This is a genomic window from Streptomyces luteoverticillatus (assembly GCF_003970715.1).
GTDB lineage: Bacteria > Actinomycetota > Actinomycetes > Streptomycetales > Streptomycetaceae > Streptomyces > Streptomyces abikoensis.
The window spans coordinates 2,983,220-3,006,384 of sequence record NZ_CP034587.1 but is presented as its reverse complement, the minus strand read 5'-3'; the positions used below and the strand labels follow the sequence as shown (position 1 = coordinate 3,006,384).

Below are 23,165 nucleotides of genomic sequence, written 5' to 3'. Positions count from 1 at the left end.
GGCACGGTCGGGCGGCGGGTGCTTCTGTGGAACCGGGACCGGGAGGCGACGGCATGGTCGAGCACGAAGAGGTCGAAGAGGCTGAAAAGGTCGAGAAGGCCGGACAGCGCGGACGTCACGTGCGCGTGGCGGTGATCGGGTCGGGGTTCGGCGGGCTGGGCGCGGCCGTGCGGCTGCGCCGCGAGGGCGTCACGGACTTCGTCGTCCTGGAGCGCGCCGACTCCGTCGGCGGCACCTGGCGGGACAACACCTATCCCGGCTGCGCCTGCGACGTCCCCTCGCACCTCTACTCCTTCTCCTTCGCCCCCAACCCCGACTGGCCGCGCAGTTTCTCGGGCCAGCCGCACATACGGGCCTATCTGGAGCGGATCACGGACACCTTCGGGCTCCGCCCGCATCTGCGCTTCGGCTCCGAGGTGCTGGCGATGCGCTGGGACGCCGAGCGGCTGCTCTGGGAGATCCGCACCACCAAGGACGACTGGACCGCCGACGTCGTCGTCTCCGCCACCGGCCCGCTCTCCGACCCCCGGATCCCGGACGTCCCCGGGCTGGCGGACTTCCCCGGGCCCGTCTTCCACTCCGCCCGCTGGGACCACGACGCCGAGCTGCGCGGCAAGCGCGTGGCCGTGATCGGCACCGGGGCCTCGGCCGCGCAGATCGTGCCCGCGATCCAGCCCGAGGCCGCCCGGCTCACCCTCTTCCAGCGCACCCCGCCCTGGGTGCTGCCGCGCTTCGACCGCCGGATCACCGCCGCCGAGCGCTGGCTGCACGCGAAGGTCCCGGCCACGGGCCTGCTGCGGCGCGGCTCGCTGTGGGGCGTACGGGAGATGCAGGTCGGCCTGTTCACCAAGTGGCCCGAGCGGCTCGGGCTCATGGAGCGCGTCACCGCCGCCCATCTGCGCAGGGCCGTCAAGGACCCCGCCCTGCGCGCCAAGCTGCTGCCCGACTACCGCATCGGCTGCAAACGCATCCTGCTGTCCGACGACTACTACCCCGCGCTCGCCCGCCCCAACGTCGACGTCGTCGCCTCCGGCCTCGCCGAGGTGCGCGGCTCCACGCTCGTGGCCGCCGACGGCACGGAGACGGAGGCCGACGTCGTCGTCTTCGGCACCGGCTTCCACACCACCGACATGCCGATAGCCGACCGCGTCACCGGCGCCAACGGCACGACGCTCGCGGAGGAGTGGGCGAAGGACGGCATGGCGGCCCTGCGCGGCGCCAGCGCCGCCGGGTTCCCCAACTTCCTCTTCGTCATAGGCCCCAACACCGGCCTGGGCAACAACTCGATGATCCTCATCATCGAGGCGCAGCTGAACTACGTGGCCGACTTCCTGCGCCAGCTCGACACCATCGGCGGCCGGGCCGCCCTGGACGCCCGCCCCTCCGCCGTCCGCGCCTGGAACCGCGGCGTCCAGCGCCGCATGGAGCGCACGGTCTGGAACACCGGCTGCGACAGCTGGTACCTCGACGCACAGGGCCGCAACACCACGGTCTGGCCCGGCACCACGGCGGAGTTCCGCAAGGTCACCCGGCGGGTGGACCTCGCCGAGTACCAGCTGCTGAGAGCGCCCAGGGCACGTGAGGCCGCCGTCGCCGGAGCCGCGCGATGAGGCCCCGGACGAGCCTGACCGGTCAGGTCGCCGTCGTCACCGGCGCCGCGCGCGGCGTGGGGGAGGCGCTGGCCCGGAAGCTGTCCGCGCGTGGCGCGAGCGTGGCGCTGGTGGGGCTGGAGCCGGACGAGCTGCGCCGGGTCGCCCGGACGCTGCGCGGCGACGCCGCCCACTGGCACGCCGACGTCGCCGACCACGAGGCGATGGCGGCCGTGGCGACGGAGGTCAAGGCGCGCTTCGGCAAGGTGGACGTCGTCGTCGCCAACGCCGGTGTCGCCGCCGGCGGCCCGCTGGCCGGCTCCGATCCGGCCGACTGGCGGCGGGTGATCGAGGTCAACCTCATCGGCAGCGCCGTCACCGGCCGCGCCTTCCTGCCCGTCCTCACCGAGAGCCGGGGCTATCTGCTGCAGATCGCCTCCCTCGCCGCGCTCACCCCGGCGCCCATGATGACCGCGTACTGCGCGTCCAAGGCGGGCGTCGAGGCATACGCGCACGGCCTGCGCGCCGAGGTCGCCCACAAGGGCGTACGCGTCGGCGTGGCCTATCTGAGCTGGACCGACACCGACATGGTGCGCGGCGCCGACGAGTTCGAGGTGATGCGGGAGTTGCGGCAGCGGCTGCCGTGGCCCGCCAATCGCACATACCCGCTGGGCCCGGCGGTCGACCGGCTGGTGACGGGCATCGAGCGGCGCTCCGCGCACGTCTACGGGCAGGGCTGGCTGCGCGCGCTGCAGCCGCTGCGCGGCGCGCTCCCGACGCTGGTCGCCCTGGGCGGCCCGCGCGAGATGCGGCGCGCCGAACCCCGGCTGGGCGGGGTGCGGTTCGGGCTGGTCGGCGCGGGCGGGGAGGCGGACGCGAAGGCGCGCACCGAGGCCCCCACCGAGGCGCGCACGGAGCGTCACTGATCGACATGCGGGGGGCGCGGGGCCGTGTGAGGCTGGTCGCGGCCCACTTCCCCGATCACCCCCTAGGAGTGAGTACGCATGGGCATCAAGGACGAGATGCAGGGCAAGGCCCAGCAGGCCAAGGAGAAGGCCAAGCAGGCCAAGCAGCAGGCGCAGCAGAAGGGCCAGCAGACGCAGGACAAGGTCAAGGGCCAGCAGCAGCAACAGCAGGAGCGCCAGCAGCAGAACCGCCAGCAGTCCCTGGACGACATCCAGGACGACATCTGACGGCACCGTAGTGAGGGGCGCGCCCAGCAGCAGGGCGCGCCCCTCACTACGTATTCCTATGTGCGCGGCGGCAGCTTCGGGCGGCGCAGGTCGGGGACGTCGGAGTAGTCGGGCGGGTTCGTCGCGCCGTGCTGCTCCAGCAGGTCCAGCGCCACCCGTACCGCGTCGTCCAGTTGTTTGTGGCGGCCCTCGGCCCAGTCGAGCGGGGTCCGGTCGACCTCGATGTCGGGCTCGACGCCGTGGTTCTCCACCCCCCAGCCGTAGGCGTCGAACCAGGCGGCGTTCATGGGGACCGTGATGGACGTGCCCTCGCCGAGGCGGTGGCGGCCGGTCATGCCGACGACGCCGCCCCAGGTGCGCAGGCCGACGACCGGGCCGATGCCCTGGAGCTTGAACGCGGCGGTGATCATGTCGCCGTCGGAGGAGGTCATCTCGTCGGCGATGGCCACGACCGGTCCGCGCGGCGCGTTGGAGGCGTACGAGACGGGCTGGGCGTCGCGGGTGAGGTCCCAGCCGATGATGGTGCGGGTGAGCTTCTCCACCACCAGCTCGCTGATGTTGCCGCCCGCGTTGCCGCGCACGTCCACGATCAGGGCGGGCCGGGACATCTCCATCCGCACGTCGCGGTTGAACTGGGCCCAGCCGGAGCCGCCCATGTCGGGGATGTGGAGGTAGCCGCACTTGCCGCCGCTGAGCTCGTGGACGACCGCGCGGCGCTTGGTCACCCAGTCCTGGTAGCGCAGCGGCCGTTCGTCGATGAGGGGGACGATCGCGACGCGGCGCGGGTGGCCGTCCGGTTCGGGCGGGCGGAAGGTGAGCTCGACGGTCGTGCCGCCCGCCGCCGCGAGCAGCGGGTACGGGCCGGTGACCGGGTCGACGGGGCGGCCGTCGACGTGGGTGAGCGCCCAGCCCTCGCGGATGCCCGAACCGGCCAGCGGGGAGCGGGCCTTGGAGTCGGAGGAGTCGCCGGGCAGGACGCGGCGCACGGTCCAGGAGCCGTCCTTCTGGTGGGTGAGGTTGGTGCCGAGCAGGCCGATGGCGCGCTGGTAGTGGGGCGGCCCCTCGTTGCGGCGGGCGGGGGTGACATAGGCGTGGGAGGTGCCCAGCTCGCCGAGGACCTCGCGGAGCAGGTCGGCGAACTCGTCGGGGGAGGCGACGCGTTCGAGCAGCGGCCGGTACTGCTCCAGCACGGCGTCCCAGTCGATGCCGCACATGCCCGGTTCCCAGAAGTAGGCGCGGACGATCCGGCCCGCCTCGGCGTAGGCCTGCCGCCACTCGGCGGCGGGGTCGGCCTCGTGGAGGATGCGCCGCATGTCGATGTAGACGGTCGAGTCGGGGTCGGGGGTGTCGGTGGCGGGGACGACGCGCAGGTCGCCGTCGTCGTTGACGACGAGCCGGGTGCCGTCGCCGCTGACCGCGTACCAGTCGAGGGACGAGGTGAGTTCGGTGCGCTTGGCCTTGACCAGGTCGAAGTGCTCCAGCGTGGGCTTGCCGGAGACGTCGGTGGGGCTGGCGAAGGTCTCGCCCAGGGCACCGGAGATGGGCCAGCGCAGCCACACCAGGCCGCCGCCGGCGACGGGGTGGAGCGAGGAGTACTTCGAGGCGGCCACCGGGAACGGCGTCACCCGGCTCTCCAGCCCCTCCACCTCCACGACCAGCGCGCCCTCGTGGTCCCCGGTGTCGTCCAGATCGAGCCCGCCGCCCGCCGGCCGGCCCTCGGTGGACAGCGCGAACGGCGAGGGCGTGGCCGAGGACAGTGGGACGAGGTAGGGGCGGCAGCCGAGCGGGAAGGAGAGGTCGCCGGTGTGGACGTCGTACACCGGGTCGAAGCCGCGCCAGGAGAGGAAGGCGAGGTAGCGGCCGTCGCGGGTGAAGACGGGCTGCTCGTCCTCGAAGCGGCCGTTGGTGACGTCGACGATCAGCCGGTCGGCGAGGCGGGAGATCTTGATCTGCCGCAGGGAGCGCCCGACTCCCGGGTGGGACCAGGTCAGCCAGCCGGAGTCGGGGGAGAAGGCGAGGTCGCGCACGGGCCCGTTGGCGGACTTGATCAGCTCCGTGACCTCGCCCGTCCCCTCGGCCGAGGCGTCCACGAGCAGCAGCCGCCCGTCGTGCGCGGCGACGGCCAGCCGCTCGCCGTCGGGCGAGGACAGCAGCTCCTGCACCCGGCCCAGCCGCCCGGCGGCCAGCCGGCGCGGTTCGGACGGCCCGGAGGCGCGCGGCAACTGGGCGATCTCGATGGCGTCCTCGCCCTCCGCGTCCGTCACATAGGCGATCCGGCCCGTGGAGCCCAGCATCTCCGGCAGCCGCGTCCGTACGCCCGGGGTGTCGGCGATGGCGCGGGCCGGGCCGTCGCGGTGGGTGAGCCAGTACAGGCTGCCGCGCACCCCGACGGCGCTGGCCCGGCCGGTGGTGTCCACGGCCAGCGAGCCGACGTTCTGGGCCGCGTGCACCTGGTACGCGCGCCGCCCGGCGCGCGGCCCGCCCAGGCGCAGGTCCAGCCGGCGCGGGACGGCGCCCGGGGAGAAGTCCTCCACCAGCCACACCTCGCCCGCGCACTGGTAGACGACGCGGGAGCCGTCGGTGGCGGCGTGGCGGGCGTAGAAGTCGGCGTGGTCGGTGTGTCTGCGCAGATCCGAACCGTCGGGGCGACAGGAGTAGAGATTTCCGATGCCTTCGTGGTCGGAGAGGAAGGCGATCCGGCCGTCGACGAACATCACCGAGTCCAGGTGGCCGCCCAGGTCCGGCACCAGCCGGGTGCCGTGGAGCCACAGCCGGCCCGTCGCCCCGCCCCGGTAGCGCTTCCAGGACGCGGGCTCGTGCGGCGGCTTGCCGGCCAGCAGCAGGGTGCGGTGCTCGCCGTCGACCTCGCCCATCGCGATGTCGGACACCGGCCCCCAGGGCAGCCGCAGCCCCGGGCCGCCGGCGGTGGGCAGCCGGTAGGCCCAGGAGAAGTACGAGAACGGCTGGCCGTGCGAGGAGACGGCGAGGATGTCGTGGCCGCCGTTGCGGTCCGAGGGCGCCCAGCCGCAGACCCGGGTGTCGGTGCTGCCCCAGTAGCTCAGCCGGCGGGCGGGCCCGCCCTCGATGTCCACGAGGTGGATCTCCGGATCCAGACTGCGCCAGTTGGTGAAGGCGATCCGGCGCCCGTCGGGGGAGAAGCGGGGGTGTCCGGCCCGGGTGCGGTCCACGGTCAGCCGCCAGGCCCGCCCGGCGGCGGCCCCGGGCGGCCCGAGCGGGGCCAGCCAGAGGTCGTCCTCCGCCACGAAGCAGAGAAGGTCGCCGTGTACGTGCGGGAAGCGGATGTAGGCATCGCTCACGAATCAATGGTTCCGGCCGCGAGATCCCCCGGCAACTCGGTTCGTGACGGAGAACACCATCGAAACGATGTCGTTTCGATGACGGCCGGGCTTACGCTCGTACGGTACGAAACCGTTTCGTACGGCGACGGGGGGAAGGAAGATGCGGCATGTCCACGGAATCACCCAAGCCGGCGGTCCGCCGCACCCGGCTGACCCCCGAACGCGAGGCCGAGCTCTACGAGGCGGTCCTCGCGATCCTGCGCGAGGTCGGCTACGACGCCCTGACCATGGACGCCGTCGCCGCCCGGACCCACTCCAGCAAGGCGACCCTCTACCGCCAGTGGCGGGGCAAGCCCGAGCTGGTCGCCAACGCCCTGCGGCACAACAAGCCGGGCAGCCTGGAGGGCGTCGACACCGGCACGGTGCGCGGTGACCTCCACGCCATGGTGTGCCAGGCCGACGCCGAGCAGATGGAGAAGGACACCGCCCTGCTCCGCGGGCTCGGGCACGCCGTGCACACCAACCCGGAACTCCACCGGGCGTTGCGCGAGGTGCTCGTCGAGCCCGAGATGGGCTGGCTGGACGAGATGCTCCGGCGCGCGGTCCGGCGCGGTGAGCTGGCGGCGGACAACCCCGCCATCCCGTTCGTCGCGCACATGATGATCGGCGGCTTCCTGGCCCGTCCGCTCATCGAGGACCGGGCACCCGACGCCGAGTTCCTCACCCACTACGTCGACGCCGTGATCATCCCCGCTCTCGGCGTATGACCGCCCCCCACTTACACCCCCACTGAGGCCCCACCTGACGTACCGCTCCCGTCGGGCTGGTTCCCACTTCCAGTTCCCTGCACCACCGATCCGACGGGAGCACCACACTCGTGGCCACGTTCCTCTACAGACTCGGAAGGCTGTCCTTCCGACGGCGCTGGTACTTCGCCCTCATATGGGTGCTGCTGCTGGTCCTGGCCGGGGCGGGCGCCGCCACGGCGTCCAAGTCCACCAACAACGACTTCTCCATACCCGGCACGGAGGCCCAGCAGGCCTTCGACCTCCTGGAGAAACGATTCCCCGGTAACACCGAGCAGAACGCCTCCGCCCGCGTCGTCTTCAAGGCCCCGGCGGGCCAGAAGCTCACCGATCCCAAGAACAAGGCGGCCGTCGAGAAGGTCGTCGCCGAGATCAAGCGCGGCCCCCAGGTGGCCATGGCGGTCGACCCGTTCCAGGGCAAGGCCGTCAACAAGGACGAGGCCATCGGGTACGCCTCCGCCGCGTACAAGGTCAAGTCCACGGACCTCACCGAGGACACCCGCACCGAGCTCAAGGACGCCGCCCAGCACGGCCGCGATGCCGGACTGACCGTCGAGGTCGGCGGCAGCGTCCTCCAGCAGATGCCCGAGGGCGGCTCGGAGATCATCGGCATCGCCGTGTCGGCGGTCGTCCTCGTGATCACCTTCGGCTCGCTGGTCGCGGCCGGGCTCCCGCTGCTCACCGCCATCATCGGCGTGGGCATCGGCGTCTCCTCGATCGCCGCCCTGGCGCCCGTGCTGGACCTCTCCGCCAACACCTCGACGCTCGCCATGATGATCGGCCTCGCGGTCGGCATCGACTACGCCCTCTTCATCGTCTCCCGCTATCGCGCGGAGCTCGCCGAGGGCCGCGAGCGCGAGGAGGCGGCGGGCCGCGCCGTCGGCACCGCCGGTTCCGCGGTGGTCTTCGCGGGCCTCACCGTCGTCATCGCGCTGGCCGGCCTCATGGTCGTCAACATCCCGATGCTGACGAAGATGGGCATGGCGGCGGCCGGCACGGTCACCATCGCCGTCCTCATCGCCCTCTCGCTCATCCCCGCGCTCCTGGGCTTCGCGGGCAAGCAGGTGCTGCCCCGCAAGATCCGCAAGAAGGGCCCCGACGCGGCCGCCGGCGACAAGCCGAACATGGGCACCCGCTGGGCCCGCGTCGTGCTGCGCCGCCCGCTGCTGGTGCTCGCGGCCGGTGTGATCGGCCTGGGCGCGATCGCCGTGCCCGCCGCCTCCCTGGAGCTCGGCCTGCCCGACGACGGCGCCGCCTCCAAGAACACCACCCAGCGCAAGGCCTACGACCTGCTGAGCGAGGGCTTCGGCCCCGGCTTCAACGGCCCGCTGCTGAACGTCGTGGACCTGAAGGACGCCAAGGACCCCAAGGCCGCGGCGCAGAAGACCCACGACACCCTGGCGAAGCTCGACGACGTCGCCATGGTGACCCCCGCGCAGTTCAACAAGGCCGGTGACACGGCCACCCTGCTGGTCATCCCCAAGTCCAAGCCCACCAGCAAGCAGACCGAGGACCTGGTCCACGCGATCCGCGGCGAGCGCGGCGCGCTGGCCTCCGACACCGGCGCGAAGGTCCTCGTCACCGGCGGTACGGCGATGAACATCGACGTCTCGCAGAAGCTCAACGACGCGCTGCTGCCCTACCTGGGGCTCGTCGTCGGCCTGGCCTTCCTGCTGCTGATGGTCGTCTTCCGGTCCGTCCTGGTGCCGCTGAAGGCCGCGCTGGGCTTCCTGCTGTCGGTGGTCGCCGCGCTCGGCGCCGTCGTCGCGGTCTTCCAGTGGGGCTGGCTCGGCTCGCTCTTCGGGGTCGAGGAGACCGGCCCGATCATGAGCATGATGCCGATCTTCATGGTGGGTGTCGTCTTCGGCCTGGCCATGGACTACGAGGTCTTCCTCGTGACCCGGATGCGCGAGGCGTTCGTCCACGGCGAGCGTCCCGGCGAGGCCATCGTGACCGGCTTCCGCCATGGCGCGCGGGTCGTCACGGCGGCGGCCATCATCATGATCAGCGTCTTCGCGGGCTTCATCGGCTCGTCCGAGCAGATGATCAAGATGATCGGCTTCGGCCTGGCGATCGCGGTGTTCTTCGACGCGTTCGTGGTCCGGATGGCGATCGTGCCGGCGGTCCTCGCCCTGCTGGGCAAGACGGCCTGGTGGCTGCCGGGGTGGCTGGCGAAGGTGCTGCCGAACGTGGACGTGGAGGGTGAGGCGCTGCAGAAGACGCTCGCGCCTTCCGCCGACGCGGGTTCGCCCGACCCGGACGGGGAGCGGGAGCCGGTCCGCGTCTGACGCGGTCGCGTACCTTTGGCCCGGCGGTGCTTCGGCACCGCCGGGCCGCACCGTTTCCCGGGGCTTCGCCCCAGACCCCCGGTGGGGGGTACGTGGGGTACGCCATGAATTCGGGCGGAATGGGAACCGCCACCCGCTGTGCCTGCGTTTTCCTAAGTCCACGCAGGTGGGCGCGGTCGGGGGACGCGTGTGAAGGAAAGGGCTTCGCGTTGAACCTGATCGATGTGCTGTTGCTGCTGCTCGTCCTCTGCTACGCCGTCTCCGGCTACCGCAGGGGCCTGGTGGCGAGCGTCGTGCTGTTCGCCGGGTTCCTCGGCGGCGCGGTGCTGGGCGTGTGGGCGCTGCCCTACGCGCTGGAGCCCTTCGAGCCCGGTACGTCCCTGGCGGCCGTCGCCGCCGTCCTGGTCGTGCTGATCCCGGCCGTGATCGGCCACGCCGTCGCCGGCCGGTTCGCCTGGCGGCTGCGGTCCCGGCTGACGTGGGCGCCGGTGCGCGGCCTCGACGGCATAGCCGGCGCGGCCGCCGCGTCGCTGGCCGTGCTGCTGGTCGGCTGGGTGGCCGCGAGCGTGCTCGTCTCGGCGAACTCCGCCTCCCTCACCCGGGAGATCAAGGAGTCGAAGCTGCTGGGCGCGGTGCACAGGGCGATGCCCGAGCAGGCGCCCACCTGGTTCAGCCGGACGACGGACGCGCTGGCCGGGGCCGGGTTCCCGCAGGTGTTCAACCCCTTCGAGAGTGAGCCCGCCACCAGCGTCCCGAAGCCCACCGGCGACATGGTGACCGCGGACGCGAGCCGGGCCGCCCGGCGCAGCGTCGTCAAGGTCGAGGGCGTGGCGAACGTCGGCGGCGACGGACGGCGCGGCCAGGAGGGCAGCGGTTTCGTCTTCTCCCACGAGCACGTGATGACCAACGCCCACGTGGTGGCCGGCGTCAGCGACCCGACCGTGAAGGTCGGCGGCGTCGGGCGGGCGTACAGCGCGAAGGTCGTCCTCTTCGACCCGGACACGGACGTCGCCGTCCTGGACGTCCCCGGTCTGGACGCGCCCGTGCTGCCCTTCGACAAGACCGCCAAGCGCGGCGACGCGGCCGTCGTCGCGGGCTTCCCCGAGAACGGCGGGCTCGACCTGCGCGCGGCGATCGTCGCCAACGAGGTCCGGGCCAAGGGCCAGGACATCTACGGCGACGGCATCACCACGCGCGAGGTCTTCTCCGTCCGCTCCACGATCCGCCCCGGCAACTCGGGCGGACCGCTGCTGACCCCCACCGGGAAGGTGTACGGGGTGGTCTTCGCCCGCTCCACGACGGACGCGGAGACGGGCTATGTGCTGACCGCCGACCAGGTCGCCGACGCCGCCCGGCGGGCGGCGCAGGCGACCGCGCCGGTCAGCACCGGCAGCCGGGCCGCGCTCTAAGTGGCCCGGTAGCGCCCGAAGGGGCGCGGGACAGTGCCGGTATGCGGCTACCGCCGCGTGGGCGCGACCAGCCACGACGCACCGGCAGACGACGTACCGGACTTCCGGCGGAGCGCTCAGCGGTCGTCCCGGCTGTCCCGGTCGTGGCGGTCGTCCCGGTCGTCCCGGTCGTTCCGGTCGTTCCGGTCGGGGCGGTCCTGCCGGTCGTGGTCCTTCTGCCGGTCGGGACGGTCCTGGCGGTCCTGCCCGCCGTGGTCCTTCTGGCGGTCGGGCCGGTCGGGCCGGTTCTGGTGGTCCCCCTGGGGCTGCCGGTCAGGGCGGTCCTGACGGTCCTGCCTGTCCCCCTGGGGCTGCTGCGGCTGGTGGTCCGGGCGGTTCGGGCGGTTCGGGCGGCCGGGGCCGTCCGTGGGGGCCTGGGCGGGACAGGCGTCCAGGACCTGCCGCAGCTTGTCCTTCTCGGCCCGGGTGACACTCAGCCCGTAGTAGTCCTTCACCCCGATCCACGCCTGGCTGTAGAGGCACTGCCCGAGCGGGTCCTGCGGCAGCCACTGGTCCGGGGACTTGTCGCCCTTGCGGCGGTTGCCCCACGTGGACACCACGATCAGCTCCGGGGAGGCCGTCAGGTCGTTGGCGAACTCGAGGCGCTTCTCCGCCGGCCACTCGCGCGCCCCCGAGCCCCAGGCGTTGCGCAGCGACACGACGTGGTCGACGTCGACGTGCACCGGGTCGGCCAACGTCCTGTTGTCGTACTCGCTGTGCCACTGGCCGCCGACGACCTGGCACTTGCCCCGGAGCGTGGCCGGCACGACGGAGTAGAGCTTCAGGGCGACCTCGCGCGTCGTGCACTGGTCCAGGCCGTGCCGCACCCAGCAGGTCGCGCCGAAGTAGCGGCGGTCGTAGCCGTCGCCCCGCAGGGCGGCGACGTCCAGATCGGCCAGCATGCGCGTGGCCTCGTCACGGCCGGGCAGGTTCCGGGGCCACCTCGTGGGCACGCGCGCGGGCAGGGCGCGGCCGTGGCGCGCGGCCCCGGCCGAGGAGCCGTGCGGTGCCCGCTCCGGGGGCTTGGCCGGGGCGGAGGGGTTGGGCCGCGCGGGCTTGCCGCCGGGAGGGTCGGACTCGGGGCCGGGCACGGGGGGCCGCGAGTAGATGTCCCCCTCGTCCGGAGACGGGCCCTCGCAGGCGGTCTCGTCGTAGTCGCCGGGCAGCCCGGCCGCCCGCGGCCGCGCGTGGTCCGTGCCGGTCGGTGGCACGGTCCGGGCGGCGGCGCCCGGGACCGCCGCCAGGAGCAGGGCGCCGACGGCGACGGTGGACGCGAGCAACGGCCTCCGGAACCCGCGCACGGATATCTCCTGCGATCGCATGGGACCTCCTTGGGTGGCACCGCGGAGCCGACACGGCCGCGGAGCTGGCATGGCCGTCATGACGAGTGAGCAGATGAACGGGACATATGCCGTGCAAGTGGGCGAATCACTCGACTGGCCCCGGAAGTGAACTGTCCGTTCCGTCGGTGGGGCGCGGGCCCCGGCGAGGGGCGCGCAGGCGCGCCGCACACGCTCTTGCCACTCGTTCGCAGGACGCCCCTATCATCGAGCGGTTCACGGCCGGACCGACGGCCGGACATCACGGCCGCCCCGGGTGGCCGGTGAGACGGAGAGACGGAGAACCGTCATGCACGTACCCGACGGGTTCATCAACGCCCCGGTGTCCCTGGCGACCGGGGCCGTCGCCGCGTCCGCCGTCGCGGTCTGCCTGCGCGGCGCGCGACGCGAGCTGGACGAGCGCGCCGCGCCGCTCGCGGGGCTGGTGGCGGCGTTCATCTTCGCCGTGCAGATGCTGAACTTCCCCGTCGCGGCGGGCACCAGCGGGCATCTGCTGGGCGGAGCGCTCGCGGCGATACTCGTCGGCCCCTACACAGGGGTCCTCTGCGTATCCGTGGTGCTGCTGATGCAGGGCGTGCTGTTCGCCGACGGCGGGCTCACGGCCCTGGGCGTCAACATCACCGACATGGCGGTGGTCACGACGGTCGTCGCCTACGCCCTCTTCCGGCTGCTGGCCAAGGCCCTGCCCCGCCGCCGCTCCTCCGTGACCGCCGCCGCCTTCGTGGCCGCGCTGGTGTCCGTCCCCGCGGCGGCCGGCGCCTTCACCCTGATCTACGCGCTGGGCGGCACCACCGACGTGCCCATCGGCAAGGTCGCCACGGCCATGATCGGCGTCCACGTCCTCATCGGCGTCGGCGAGGCCGTCATCACGGCGCTGACCGTGGGCGCGGTCGTGGCCGTCCGCCCCGACCTGGTCTACGGGGCGCGGGGGCTGGCCAAGCCGCTGGAGATCCGGAACGCGGACGGGACCGTCGTCCCCGTCGAGGTGTCGAAGGCCGCCCCCCGCCCGGTCCGCAAGATCGTCGGTGTGGGTCTCGTGCTGGCCCTGGCGCTCGCCGGGTTCGTCAGCTACTACGCGTCCACCAGCCCGGACGGCCTGGAGAAGGTCGCCCACGACAAGGGCATCGACGCCAGGGCCGAGCAGCACGCGGCCAAGGACTCCCCGCTCGCGGACTACCAGGTCAAGGACGTCGGCGACGCCCGGCTTTCCGGCGGGCTGGCCGGTGTGATCGGCGTCGGGGCGACGCTCGCGGTGGGCACGGGCGTCTTCGTGGTCGCCCGCCGCCGCAGGAGCCGTACGGAATCCGCTGCTCCCGTCTCCGAGACCGTCTGACATGGGTGCCGGACACGCGCACAAGCTCTACCGCCACGCCCGCTCACCGGTCCACGAGCTGCCGCCGCACTGCAAGCTCGCCGCCGTCTTCTGCTTCGTCCTCGTCGTCGTCGCCACGCCCCGCGAGGCGGTGTGGGCGTTCGGGCTGTACGCGCTGCTGCTCGCGGCCGTCGCGGGCGTGGCCCGGGTGCCGTACGGCTTCCTGCTGCGACGGCTGCTGATCGAGGTGCCGTTCGTCGCCTTCGCGCTGCTGATGCCGTTCGTCGTGCCCGGCGAGAAGGTGGATGTGCTCGGGCTGTCGCTCAGCGGGCCCGGGCTGTGGGGCGCCTGGAACATCCTCGCCAAGGGCACCCTGGGCGTCGCCGCCTCCGTGCTCCTCGCCGCGACGACCGAGCTGCGGGCGCTGCTGCTGGGGCTGGAGCGGCTGCGGATGCCGCCGCTGCTCGTCCAGATCGCGTCCTTCATGATCCGCTACGGCGATGTGGTCACGGACGAGATGCGGCGCATGCGCATCGCCCGGGAGTCGCGCGGCTTCACCGCGCGCGGGGTGCGCCACTGGGGGGTGCTGGCCAAGTCCGCCGGGGCGCTGTTCATCCGCTCGTACGAGCGCGGGGAGCGCGTCCACCTGGCGATGGTCAGCCGGGGGTATACGGGCGTGATGCCCGTGATCGACGACGTGACCGCGACCCGTGCGCAGTGGACGCACGCGGCCGCGCTGCCGCTGGCCGCGCTGGCGGTCTGCCTGACGGGATGGACCCTGACATGACCCTTTCCCCCGAGACCCTTTCCCCGGGACCCCTTCCCTCGAGGTCTCCGGACTGGCCTTCGCCTACCCCGACGGCCACCAGGCCCTCTTCGGCGTCGACCTGACCGTCCGGCGCGGGGAGCGGGTGGCCCTCCTCGGCCCCAACGGCGCCGGGAAGACCACCCTCGTCCTCCACCTCAACGGCATCCTCGGCGGCGGCGTGGGCTCGGTGCGGGTCGCCGGGCTGCCGGTGACGAAGCCGAACCTGGCCGAGGTACGGCGCAGGGTCGGCATCGTCTTCCAGGACCCGGACGACCAGCTGTTCATGCCGACCGTCCGCGAGGACGTCGCCTTCGGCCCGGCCGCCGCCGGGCTGCGCGGGGCGGCGCTGGAGGAGCGCGTCCACACCGCCCTGGACCGGGTCGGCATGGCGGAGTTCGCCGACCGGCCCCCGCACCACCTGTCCTTCGGGCAGCGGCGCCGGGTGGCGGTGGCCACGGTCCTGGCCATGGAGCCGGAGATCCTCGTCCTCGACGAGCCCTCCTCCAACCTCGACCCGGCCTCCCGGCGCGAGCTCGCCGACATCCTGCGCTCGCTGGATGTGACCGTGCTCATGGTCACCCACGACCTGCCGTACGCGCTGGAGCTGTGCGAACGCTCGGTGATCCTCAGCGGCGGCGTCATCGCCGCCGACGGGCCCACCGGGGAGCTGCTTTGCGACGAGGACACCATGCGGGCCCACCGCCTGGAGCTGCCGTTCGGCTTCGACCCGCGCTCGGTGGTCATGGGGAGGTGACCCATGGGAGGGTGACCCCCGTCCACGACCACTTCCGGGCACGTTGCACCATGGTGGATGGATTTGTAGTGATCGGCACAGTGGGAGCGGAAGACAGTGGTGGACGTCCAGGGCGCGGTGGCGGACGGCTTCGAGCCGGTCCGGGACGCCTTCGCGGAGAACTTCGCCCGGCGCGGTGAGCGCGGCGCGGCCGTGACGGTCTACCGGGACGGCCGGAAGGTCGCCGACCTGTGGGCCGGCACGCGCGACGCCGACGGTGGGGACGAGCGCGACGCCGGTGGCGGGGACGAGCCCTGGCGGCACGGCACCGCCCAGATCGTCCGCTCCGCCACCAAGGGCGTCGCCGCCGCCGTCCTCCTCCTGCTGCACCAGCGCGGCCAGGTGGACCTGGACGCGCCCGTGGGCACGTACTGGCCCGAGTTCAAGGCGGCCGGCAAGGAGCGGGTCCTCGTCCGCCACCTGCTCGCGCACCGCGCCGGGCTGCCCGCGCTGGACACCCCGCTCACGCCCGCCGAGGCCATCGACGGCGTCAGCGGCCCGCGCGCCCTCGCCGAGCAGGCCCCCGCCTGGGAGCCCGGCACGGACCACGGCTACCACGCCCAGACCTACAGCTGGCTGCTCGGCGAGCTGGTCCCGCGCGTGACCGGGCGGTCCCTGGGCACGTGGGTGGCCGAGGAGATATCCGGGCCGCTGGGCCTGGACCTGTGGATAGGCCTGCCGGACGCCGAGCGGCACCGCGTCGGCCGGATCGCCGACATCGAGGCCCCCGCCGCGCCCGCCGCCGCCGGGCTGCGCGTCCGCCCCAAGGCGTCCGTCACCGACGCCTACCGCGACCCGGACTCGCTGACCCGCCGCGCCTTCGGCGCCATCACCCCCGCCGCCGACGAGAACGACCCGGCCTACCGCGCCGCCGAACTGCCCGCCTCCGGCGGCATCGCCACGGCCGACGCGCTGGCCCGCTTCTACGCCTCGCTGATCGGCCCGGTCGACGGCGGCCGCCGGCTCTTCGCCCCGGCGACGCTGACCCTGGCCCGCACCGAGGAGTCGGCGGGCCCGGACCGCGTCCTCGTCGTCAACACCCGCTTCGGCCTGGGCTACATGCTCCACGGCCCGGCGTCCCCGCTGCTGGCCCCCGGCTCCTTCGGCCACCCCGGCCGCGGCGGCTCCCTGGCCTTCGCCGACCCCGAGTCGGGCGTCGCCTTCGGGTATGTCACCAACGGCATGCAGAAGAACGTCACGGCGGACCCGCGCGCCCAGGCGCTGGTCCGGGCGGTTGCGCGGTCGCTGGCGGGGTAAAGCTGGCCGCATGACCGGAAGGTTCGAGGGCTACGCGGTACTGATCACCGGCGCGGGCCGGGGCATCGGCGAGGCCACGGCGCGCCGCTTCGTCTCGGAGGGCGCGCGCGTGCTCGTCACCGACCTGGACGGCGAGCGCGCGGCGCGGGCCGCGGCGGGCCTCCGGGCGGACGGGCTCACCGCCGACGCGCTCGCCTGCGACATCGGCGACAGGGCGGCCGTCGAGGCAGCGGTGGCCTTCGCCGCCGACCGCTACGGGCGCCTGGACGTGCTGGTCAACAACGCCTACTCGTTCCACCCGGACCCGCCGCTGGTCGAGGACTTCCCGGACGAGGCGTGGGCTCGCGACCTGGACATCACCCTCACCGGTGCCTTCCGGTGCGTGCGGGCGGCGATGCCGTTGCTGTCGGCGGCGGGCGGCCGCGCCTCCGTCATCAGCATCGGCTCGGTCAATGGCGAGCAGGACTTCGGCAACCACGCCTACAGCGCCGCCAAGGCGGGCCTGGCCGGCCTGACCCGGACGCTGGCCGGCCACTGCGCGGCCCGTGGCGTCCGGGTCAACCTCGTGGCGCCGGGCACGATCCGCACGCCCGGCTGGGCGGGCCGGGAGGCCTCGCTGGACCGGGCGGCCGAGCACTACCCGCTGGGGCGGGTGGGGCGGCCGGAGGACATCGCGGCGGCGGTGGCCTTCCTGGCCTCGCCGGACGCGTCGTGGATCACGGGGGTGACGCTGCCGGTGGACGGCGGCATCCTGATCGGGAACGTGGGCCTGCGGCGGGCGCTGCGGCGGTCATCCGAGGACGGTGCGGACGAGGTCGACGATGTCGTCGTCGGAGAGCCCGAGCGCGCGTGACTCGGCGACGAGCTCCCGCGCCCGCGCGGTGAGCCGGGCCCGCCCGGAGGCGGGGCCGCCCGTCACGACGGCCCCGCGCCCTCGGCGCAGCTCGATGAGGCCCTCGTCGCGGAGCTGCTGGTAGCCGCGCAGCACGGTGTGCATGTTGACGCCGAGGGACGCGGCGACCTCCCGCGCGGACGGCAGCCGCTCGCCGGGGCGTACGGAGCCGTCGGCGATGGCGCCCCGCAGCCCGCCGGCGATCTGCTCGCCGAGCGGGACGGGGGAGGACGGATCGACGCGGAACAACATGTCAGGCCCGCCCTCCGATGGAACGCTCCCTGTCGGCCAGGGTATTGAGCAGCGCGGCGGCGGTGGCCGCGTCGTCGACGGTGACGACGAACTCGCTGCCGTTGGTGAGCCGGGCGCTGATCGCGTCGCCGGAACGCAGCACGATACCGCTGACGCCGGGGTGGGCCTTGTAGCCCCAGCCGCCGAGGTCGCGCAGGGCGTCGACGGACCGGTGGCCGGCCTCCTCGATCCGCTCCAGCGGCACGTTCAGGCGCGGCCAGGGCAGTACGGCGGGCGTGACGGTGATGCCGCGCCGGTCGGCGCTGACGCGCACCCGGCAGAGAAGGACCAGCGGCACGCCGAAGGCGGCGCAGATCAGCGCGGCGGGCCAGCCGGCGACGAACCCGATGAGCACCGCGCTGACCAGCGTGATCGCCCCGACACCGACCTGCGCGCGCCCCCCGGCGACGCGGGTCCAGCTCGCGCTCTCGCTCTCGGCGAGGGGCAGCCGCGCGGCGTCGGCGGGGGCGGGCTCGGTGGCGGGGGCGGGGGCCTTGTCCCGGCCGGCGGCCGGCCAGCCGAGCAGGCCATACACGGCGCCGGCGGCGAAGGCCAGGCCTGCCTGCCAGCCGGGCAGCGTGACGTCGGCCGCGTCACCGCCCGCGCCGACGTCGGCGTTGGCGCGGAGGATGCCGACGACGATCCACCCGAGGGCCACGCCCATGCCGCCCCGGCCACGGCGACCCCGCGCTGTTGCCCGGGTGCCGACCGCGTCAGCCAGATCAGGAAGGCGAACACGACGCCGACGGCGAGGAACACGGTGAGGGAGACGGCGAGGAACGCCCCCGGATCGTCGAACCCGTCGGCCTTGTTGCCGGAACCGATGTGCGTGGCCATGGGATTCGGGAGCCGGTCGCGGAGCGAACGGTAGAAGAAGGCGACGGCGGCGCAGGCGAGGGGATAGGGGAGGACGGCGACGAGTAGGCGGCGTGCGGTGGACATGGACATGGACATGGCTTGGCACCTCCAATTGTTTGCATAGTAATAGAACAAGCTGAGCTTGCACCGCCCTGCGTCCGCCGTGGAAGGATGCGGCCTTCGATTGGCTGAAAAGGGGTGGCATGAAACGCGGAATCGTCAGAACGGCCTTCGGGGTGCTGAAGCGCCGGCCGGCACTGCTGTGCTTTCCGGCGATGAACATCGCCGCGCTGGCGGCGGTGGTGACGGCCGCGTGGCTGCTGCCCCTGAGCGGCGTCCGCGACCGGGCGCTGAACGACGAGGCGCCGACGACATCTCAGACGGTCATGGTGTTCGCCCTGCTGGCCCTGCTGTCCTGCGTGGGCACCTACTTCACCGCCGCACTGCTCCACTCCGTGCACGCCCTCCTGGAGGACGCCCGCCCGACGATCCGCGCCTCCCTGGGCGCGATGCTGCGCCGCATGCCGGCGCTCGCCTGCTGGAGCGTGCTCGGCAACAGCATCGGCGTACTGCTGCGGGCCGCCGAGTCGACGGTCGGGGTCTCCTGGCTCTTCGACATGGCCGGGCTGTCCTGGTCGCTCCTGACCTACTTCGCCCTCCCGGTCCTCGTCGCCGAGGGCGCCGGGCTGCTCACGACCCTGCGCCGCTCGCTGGCCCTCGGCCGCCGGGAACTGGGCGCCCAGCTCGCCGGGTTCACGCGGGTACTCCTGACCACCGTTCTCGTGGCCTTCGCGGGCGTGGCGGCGCTGATCCTCGCTGTCGAGACGGACGACGTCGCGGTCATGCTCGCGGTGGCGGGCGGAGTGGTCGTCCTGTGGCTCCTGGTGGGCATCGCCTCGTCCACCCTGTCGGGCATCTACCGCATGACCCTCTACCACCGCGCCTCCGCGACCCCCCTCCCGCCCACCTTCCTCTCCCGCTCCGCGCTACCGGCGGCCCAGGTGGGTTTCCGGCCGTGAGGGGGACGGGCGGAGCCAGCGCAAATCTCAACGGGTGGGTGGCTCCGCTATGGGGTTCCGCTGCCTTACGCGGCTCATGCCTTGGCACGAGCGATCTCGCGGGCCCGTTCCGTGAGCTCCCGCACCGCGCGCGTCCGCTCGTACGGGCGGATCCGGCGCCGCATCGTGGCGAAGTGCTCGTCGCCGCGTGCCGTCGAGAGCTGGACGTAGTCGTCGAGGAAGGCGTGCCACGTGGCGCACGCCGCCTCCAGGTGGCCGAGCTCGAACTGGCGCTGTGCCAGGAGGGCGTTGGAGTGCACGCGGCCCTGTCGTTCCCGGCGGGGCTGGACCTTGAGACAGTCCCGCATGGCGCGGACCGATCCCTCCAGGTCCTTGAACTCGTAGAGCACGTGCGACACGTGGAAGTGGTACGCGCTCGCGTCGTACCCGCCGATGGCCTCCCGCCGGGAGTCCGCCTTCGACAGTGCGGTCTCCGTCTCGCGCAGCCGCGCGAACGCGGTGTGACGGTCGCCCGTCATCGACGCGGCGTGGGCCTGCTGCCCCGCGAGGAAGGCCCGAAGGCGCGGGCCGGCCTTCGGTGAAGCCTCGGCGGCGGCGTCGGCGAGCTCCAGGGCCTTGGCGCCGTGGCCGAGGTTCGACGCCTGGAGGCTCATGCCGCGCAGGGTGCGGCAGTACGTGATGTGGTCCTCCGCCGCGCCGGCGAGCTTGAGGGCCTTCGTGTAGTAGCGCTGCCCGAGGCCGTGCTCGCGCTCGTACATCGCCATCCAGCCGGTCAGATAGACGAGGTCGGACGCGGCCGACAGCATGTCCTTGCGGACGCTCTCCGGGGCCGAGGCCTTCAGGTACGGGGCGACGGTGTTGACCAGGAAGGCGGCCGCCATGGGGCGGGCGTGGCCGCCGCCGAGTTCGTCGAGGATGTCGGCGATCTTCTCGGTCATGGTGCGGACCGTGGCGACCTCGCCCGTGCCGATACGTACGGTGCGGCCGGTGTCGCGGGAATGTTCGAGATCGCCTCCGGCGAGGTCGGGGAAGAGCGGGACCGCGAGCGCGGCCGAGTAGACGCCTGCCGTGAGCACGCCCCGGCGGGACGGGTCCATGTCGGCCCTGCCGACGTCGATCAGCTCTTCCAGGGTGCCCGTGCCGTCGTGCCCGTCCGGGGCGGGCAGCCCGGCCTCGGCGTGTGTGACCGGTCGCTTCAGACGGCGGGCGAGGGCTTCGAGGACGACGGGCCGAACGTCCCGCCGGGGCGTCGTCCCGGACAGCCAGTGCGAGACGGCCGACTGGTCGTAGCGCAGGCTCAGTCCGGCCTCGGCGCCGGTCCGGTTCACCGCCGTCGCGAACTGGCCGCGTGACCACCTTGCCTGGTCGAGCAGGGCGGCCAGGGCTTTGTTCGGGGTGCGTGGGTTGCTCGCCATGCCTCAACTCCTGCCGGCTTTCATGGCTTTCACGTTCACGCCTCGCTTCCACGGTACCGGCGGGGTCCGTCAGCGGTGTTACCTCTGCGTACCGGACGATCTCTGCGAGGGAGCCCTGACCGTGGACACGATCAACAGCGGCTTGAAAACCGAGGACACCGCGACTGCGATGTCGCGGTACGTCGCCGACGCCATCCGCCGCGCGATCGCGCGCCCCGCCGCCCTGCCCCGGCACGAGGACGTACAGGAGACCACCTCGTGCCTGCGCGGGTTCCTCGAGGAACTGCTGCCCGCCGCGGAGGCGCACGCCGGATGTATGCCGCCGACGGCGCCGGACGGGGAAGGGGCGCGGTCGGTGGTCGACGCGGCGCGGCGGGTGCTCGCGGAGGGACCCGGGGACGGGCTGCGGTCGGCTGTGCTGCACATGCGGGACCTCGGCCGGGCATGTCACGAGCTGAGGGTCGCGCTGCCGTGCGCCCAGTGCGCGTACCTCAAAGCCGACCGGCGCGAGGCGGAGAGGCGGGAGGACACCGGCGGAATGCGGGACGCCGCCACCCGCATGGGCGTCCACCAGCGCGAGGCGCACGCGGCGCCCTAGCGGGCTCCGGCAGGGCCGTCCGCGACGCGCCCCCCGCGTCCTCACAGGTCCGTTCCCTACGATGGCGCGGTGACCAGTGACACCGCGACGCATTCCCGGCAGGGCCTGACCACGGACGAGCAGCCGCTTCCCTGGCAGCGCAGACTCCGTCGGTTCGGGTATCCGGGGGGTGTGGTGCGGCCGGATGTGCGGGAGCGGCTCGTGCCCGCGTTTCCCGAGCCCGGGACGCGGGTGTGGGAGGCGATGGGGGCCGGGCCGGGGGCGGCGCGGGTGCTCGCGCGGTCCATGGGGTGGGCCGGGCCGCTGGTCGTGGCGCTGTTCGCGGGGCTGCTGCGGTTCTGGAATCTGGGTTCCCCGAACGCCGTCATATTCGACGAGACGTACTACGCCAAGGACGCCTGGGCCCTGCTGAAGCGGGGCTACGAGGTCGACTGGAACAGCGTCAAGGACGTCAACGACCAGATCGTCGCCGGGCACGCCGCCGTCCCCGACGCCCCCGGGTACGTCGTCCACCCGCCCGTCGGCAAGTGGGTCATCGCCCTCGGCGAGTGGATGTTCGGGCTGAACCCCTTCGGCTGGCGGTTCATGGTCGCCGTGCTCGGCACCCTGTCGGTGCTGATGCTGTGCCGCATCGGGCGGCGGCTGTTCCGGTCGACGTTCCTGGGGTGCCTGGCCGGGGCGCTGCTCGCCGTCGACGGGCTGCACTTCGTCATGAGCCGCACGGCGCTGCTCGACACCGTGCTGATGTTCTTCGTCCTCGCCGCCTTCGGCTGCGTGCTCGTCGACCGCGACAGGGCGCGGGCCCGGCTCGCCGCCGCACTGCCGGAGCGGGAGGACGGCACGCCCCTGCCCGACGCCGGGGTCGGCGACCGGCTGCGGCTGGGGTGGCGGCCCTGGCGGCTGGCCGCCGGGGTGTTCCTCGGGCTGGCCTTCGCCACCAAATGGAACGGCGGCATCTACCTCGCCGCGTTCGGCCTGATGATCGTGCTGTGGGACGTCGGCTCCCGACGCCTCGCCGGCGCCCGGCGGCCCTGGCTGTCCACGCTGCGGCGCGACGTGCCCTGGGCGTTCGCCTCGACCGTGCCGGTCGCGGTCGGCGTGTACGTCGCCTCCTGGACGGGCTGGTTCACCCACAGCGGCACGTACGACAAGACCGCGGGCTGGCAGCACAGCGGCTACAACCGGCACTGGGCCGAGACCGAGGGCGGCCAAAGCCCGGACGGCTTCCTCGCCGGCGTCCTCAACCCGCTGCGCAGCCTGTGGCACTACGAGCGGCAGGTGTGGGACTTCAACACCACCCTCTCCTCGCCGCACACCTACCAGTCCAACCCCTGGAGCTGGCTGGTCCAGTCCCGGCCGGTCTCGTACTTCTACGAGTCCCCCAAGCCCGGCAACGCCGGCTGCCCCATCGACACGGCCGACAAGTGCGCCCGCGAGGTCCTCGCGCTGGGCACCCCGCTGCTGTGGTGGGCGGGCTGCTTCGCGGTCGTCTATCTGCTCTACCGGTGGGCGCTGCGCCGCGACTGGCGGGCGGGCGCGGTGCTGTGCGGGGTCATGGCCGGATATCTCCCCTGGTTCATGTGGCAGGAACGAACGATCTTCGTCTTCTACGCGGTCGTCTTCGTGCCCTTCCTCTGCCTCGCGGTGGCCATGATGGTCGGGGCGATCCTCGGCCCGCCCGGAGCCCCCGAACGGCGCCGCGCGCTGGGCGCCGTCGGCGCGGGCGTGCTCGTCCTGCTCATCGCCTGGAACTTCGTCTACTTCTTCCCGATCTACACCGGCCAGGCCATCCCCATGGACGCCTGGCGCAACCGGATGTGGTTCGACACCTGGATCTGAACGAGGGCCGTTTGACGGCCCGTCGGTTCCAAGCGGCTGTTTCCGGTCGTTTCACACCGTGCGTCACCCTCATCCCGTAGAGTGCCGTCCGAGGTTTTAATCAGGTGATTAAAACCAGGA

19 protein-coding genes are annotated in these 23,165 nt (G+C 73.1%); 14 read left to right on the top strand and 5 right to left on the bottom strand.

Annotation, left to right across the window (positions count from 1 at the left end; genetic code table 11):
- Positions 1–53: 53 nt before the first annotated feature.
- The 3 genes from EKH77_RS12990 (at position 54) to EKH77_RS12980 (ending at position 2,782) form a co-directional block, all read left to right on the top strand.
- The gene (locus EKH77_RS12990; RefSeq protein ID WP_126914557.1) at positions 54–1,610 is read left to right on the top strand and encodes a flavin-containing monooxygenase; all 1,557 of its coding nucleotides are present in this window, start codon (positions 54–56) and stop codon (positions 1,608–1,610) included.
- The gene (locus EKH77_RS12985) at positions 1,607–2,515 is read left to right on the top strand and encodes an SDR family oxidoreductase (protein WP_126914556.1); all 909 of its coding nucleotides are present in this window, start codon (positions 1,607–1,609) and stop codon (positions 2,513–2,515) included. The genes EKH77_RS12990 and EKH77_RS12985 overlap by 4 nt, the downstream gene beginning before the upstream one ends.
- 78 nt (positions 2,516–2,593) lie before the next feature.
- Entirely contained in the window at positions 2,594–2,782 is a 189-nt protein-coding gene (locus EKH77_RS12980; RefSeq protein WP_126914555.1) for a hypothetical protein, read from the top strand.
- Positions 2,783–2,838: 56 nt separating this feature from the next.
- Here the strand turns inward: EKH77_RS12980 and EKH77_RS12975 are convergent, their stop codons facing one another.
- Positions 2,839–6,099 (bottom strand): S41 family peptidase, encoded by a 3,261-nt coding sequence (locus EKH77_RS12975; RefSeq protein ID WP_126914554.1) that lies wholly within the window; start codon positions 6,097–6,099, stop codon positions 2,839–2,841.
- A gap of 149 nt (positions 6,100–6,248) precedes the next feature.
- Here EKH77_RS12975 and EKH77_RS12970 point away from each other — a divergent pair, with 149 nt between their 5' ends.
- The 3 genes from EKH77_RS12970 (at position 6,249) to EKH77_RS12960 (ending at position 10,584) form a co-directional block, all read left to right on the top strand.
- On the top strand, positions 6,249–6,848 hold the full coding sequence (locus EKH77_RS12970) for a TetR/AcrR family transcriptional regulator (RefSeq protein WP_126914553.1): 600 nt from the start codon (positions 6,249–6,251) through the stop codon (positions 6,846–6,848).
- 110 nt (positions 6,849–6,958) lie between these two features.
- The gene (locus EKH77_RS12965) at positions 6,959–9,175 is read left to right on the top strand and encodes an MMPL family transporter (protein WP_126914552.1); all 2,217 of its coding nucleotides are present in this window, start codon (positions 6,959–6,961) and stop codon (positions 9,173–9,175) included.
- Positions 9,176–9,384: 209 nt separating this feature from the next.
- The gene (locus EKH77_RS12960) at positions 9,385–10,584 is read left to right on the top strand and encodes a MarP family serine protease (RefSeq protein ID WP_126914551.1); all 1,200 of its coding nucleotides are present in this window, start codon (positions 9,385–9,387) and stop codon (positions 10,582–10,584) included.
- 116 nt (positions 10,585–10,700) lie between these two features.
- On the opposite strand, the gene EKH77_RS12955 is transcribed toward EKH77_RS12960, so the two are convergent.
- Positions 10,701–11,945: a GmrSD restriction endonuclease domain-containing protein gene (locus tag EKH77_RS12955; RefSeq protein ID WP_126914550.1), complete on the bottom strand. Its 1,245-nt coding sequence runs from the start codon at positions 11,943–11,945 to the stop codon at positions 10,701–10,703.
- A 307-nt stretch (positions 11,946–12,252) separates the two neighbouring features.
- Here EKH77_RS12955 and EKH77_RS12950 point away from each other — a divergent pair, with 307 nt between their 5' ends.
- The 5 genes from EKH77_RS12950 to EKH77_RS12930 all read left to right on the top strand — a co-directional run bounded on the left by EKH77_RS12950 (position 12,253) and on the right by EKH77_RS12930 (position 16,986).
- A complete protein-coding gene (locus tag EKH77_RS12950; protein WP_126914549.1) occupies positions 12,253–13,296 on the top strand; it encodes an energy-coupling factor ABC transporter permease in 1,044 nt (347 codons plus the stop codon).
- Position 13,297: 1 nt separating this feature from the next.
- Positions 13,298–14,062, top strand: a complete 765-nt coding sequence (cbiQ, locus tag EKH77_RS12945; protein ID WP_126914548.1) for a cobalt ECF transporter T component CbiQ — start codon at positions 13,298–13,300, stop codon at positions 14,060–14,062.
- A gap of 52 nt (positions 14,063–14,114) precedes the next feature.
- On the top strand, positions 14,115–14,837 hold the full coding sequence (locus EKH77_RS12940) for an energy-coupling factor ABC transporter ATP-binding protein (RefSeq protein ID WP_126914547.1): 723 nt from the start codon (positions 14,115–14,117) through the stop codon (positions 14,835–14,837).
- A 96-nt stretch (positions 14,838–14,933) separates the two neighbouring features.
- A complete protein-coding gene (locus EKH77_RS12935) occupies positions 14,934–16,133 on the top strand; it encodes a serine hydrolase domain-containing protein (RefSeq protein ID WP_126914546.1) in 1,200 nt (399 codons plus the stop codon).
- Positions 16,134–16,143: 10 nt separating this feature from the next.
- Complete coding sequence (locus EKH77_RS12930; RefSeq protein ID WP_126914545.1) at positions 16,144–16,986, top strand: SDR family NAD(P)-dependent oxidoreductase; 843 nt, start codon at positions 16,144–16,146, stop codon at positions 16,984–16,986.
- On the opposite strand, the gene EKH77_RS12925 is transcribed toward EKH77_RS12930, so the two are convergent.
- Together EKH77_RS12925 and EKH77_RS12920 are read right to left on the bottom strand one after the other, a co-directional pair.
- Positions 16,924–17,277: a GntR family transcriptional regulator gene (locus EKH77_RS12925; RefSeq protein WP_126914544.1), complete on the bottom strand. Its 354-nt coding sequence runs from the start codon at positions 17,275–17,277 to the stop codon at positions 16,924–16,926. The genes EKH77_RS12930 and EKH77_RS12925 overlap by 63 nt on opposite strands.
- Before the next feature lies 1 nt (position 17,278).
- Positions 17,279–17,980, bottom strand: a complete 702-nt coding sequence (locus EKH77_RS12920) for a hypothetical protein (RefSeq protein ID WP_126914543.1) — start codon at positions 17,978–17,980, stop codon at positions 17,279–17,281.
- 397 nt (positions 17,981–18,377) lie between these two features.
- Here EKH77_RS12920 and EKH77_RS12915 point away from each other — a divergent pair, with 397 nt between their 5' ends.
- A complete protein-coding gene (locus EKH77_RS12915; RefSeq protein ID WP_126914542.1) occupies positions 18,378–19,193 on the top strand; it encodes a DUF6159 family protein in 816 nt (271 codons plus the stop codon).
- 74 nt (positions 19,194–19,267) lie between these two features.
- Here EKH77_RS12915 and EKH77_RS12910 read toward each other — a convergent pair whose 3' ends face one another.
- Positions 19,268–20,608, bottom strand: a complete 1,341-nt coding sequence (locus EKH77_RS12910) for a hypothetical protein (RefSeq protein WP_126914541.1) — start codon at positions 20,606–20,608, stop codon at positions 19,268–19,270.
- 121 nt (positions 20,609–20,729) lie between these two features.
- Between EKH77_RS12910 and EKH77_RS12905 the strand changes: the two genes are divergently transcribed.
- Together EKH77_RS12905 and EKH77_RS12900 are read left to right on the top strand one after the other, a co-directional pair.
- The gene (locus EKH77_RS12905; protein WP_126914540.1) at positions 20,730–21,206 is read left to right on the top strand and encodes a DUF6415 family natural product biosynthesis protein; all 477 of its coding nucleotides are present in this window, start codon (positions 20,730–20,732) and stop codon (positions 21,204–21,206) included.
- A 69-nt stretch (positions 21,207–21,275) separates the two neighbouring features.
- Entirely contained in the window at positions 21,276–23,045 is a 1,770-nt protein-coding gene (locus tag EKH77_RS12900; RefSeq protein ID WP_126914539.1) for a dolichyl-phosphate-mannose--protein mannosyltransferase, read from the top strand.
- Positions 23,046–23,165 lie beyond the last annotated feature (120 nt).

Excerpts from the sequence above, each read along its gene's own strand:
- EKH77_RS12990 (WP_126914557.1), top strand. The coding sequence starts at position 54 with ATGGTCGAGCACGAAGAGGTCGAAGAGGCTGAAAAGGTCGAGAAGGCC.
- EKH77_RS12985 (WP_126914556.1), top strand. The coding sequence starts at position 1,607 with ATGAGGCCCCGGACGAGCCTGACCGGTCAGGTCGCCGTCGTCACCGGC.
- EKH77_RS12980 (WP_126914555.1), top strand. The coding sequence starts at position 2,594 with ATGGGCATCAAGGACGAGATGCAGGGCAAGGCCCAGCAGGCCAAGGAG.
- EKH77_RS12970 (WP_126914553.1), top strand. The coding sequence starts at position 6,249 with ATGTCCACGGAATCACCCAAGCCGGCGGTCCGCCGCACCCGGCTGACC.
- EKH77_RS12955 (WP_126914550.1), bottom strand. The coding sequence starts at position 11,945 with ATGCGATCGCAGGAGATATCCGTGCGCGGGTTCCGGAGGCCGTTGCTC.
- EKH77_RS12950 (WP_126914549.1), top strand. The coding sequence starts at position 12,253 with ATGCACGTACCCGACGGGTTCATCAACGCCCCGGTGTCCCTGGCGACC.
- cbiQ (WP_126914548.1), top strand. The coding sequence starts at position 13,298 with ATGGGTGCCGGACACGCGCACAAGCTCTACCGCCACGCCCGCTCACCG.
- EKH77_RS12930 (WP_126914545.1), top strand. The coding sequence starts at position 16,144 with ATGACCGGAAGGTTCGAGGGCTACGCGGTACTGATCACCGGCGCGGGC.
- EKH77_RS12925 (WP_126914544.1), bottom strand. The coding sequence starts at position 17,277 with ATGTTGTTCCGCGTCGATCCGTCCTCCCCCGTCCCGCTCGGCGAGCAG.
- EKH77_RS12920 (WP_126914543.1), bottom strand. The coding sequence starts at position 17,980 with ATGGGCGTGGCCCTCGGGTGGATCGTCGTCGGCATCCTCCGCGCCAAC.
- EKH77_RS12915 (WP_126914542.1), top strand. The coding sequence starts at position 18,378 with ATGAAACGCGGAATCGTCAGAACGGCCTTCGGGGTGCTGAAGCGCCGG.
- EKH77_RS12910 (WP_126914541.1), bottom strand. The coding sequence starts at position 20,608 with ATGGCGAGCAACCCACGCACCCCGAACAAAGCCCTGGCCGCCCTGCTC.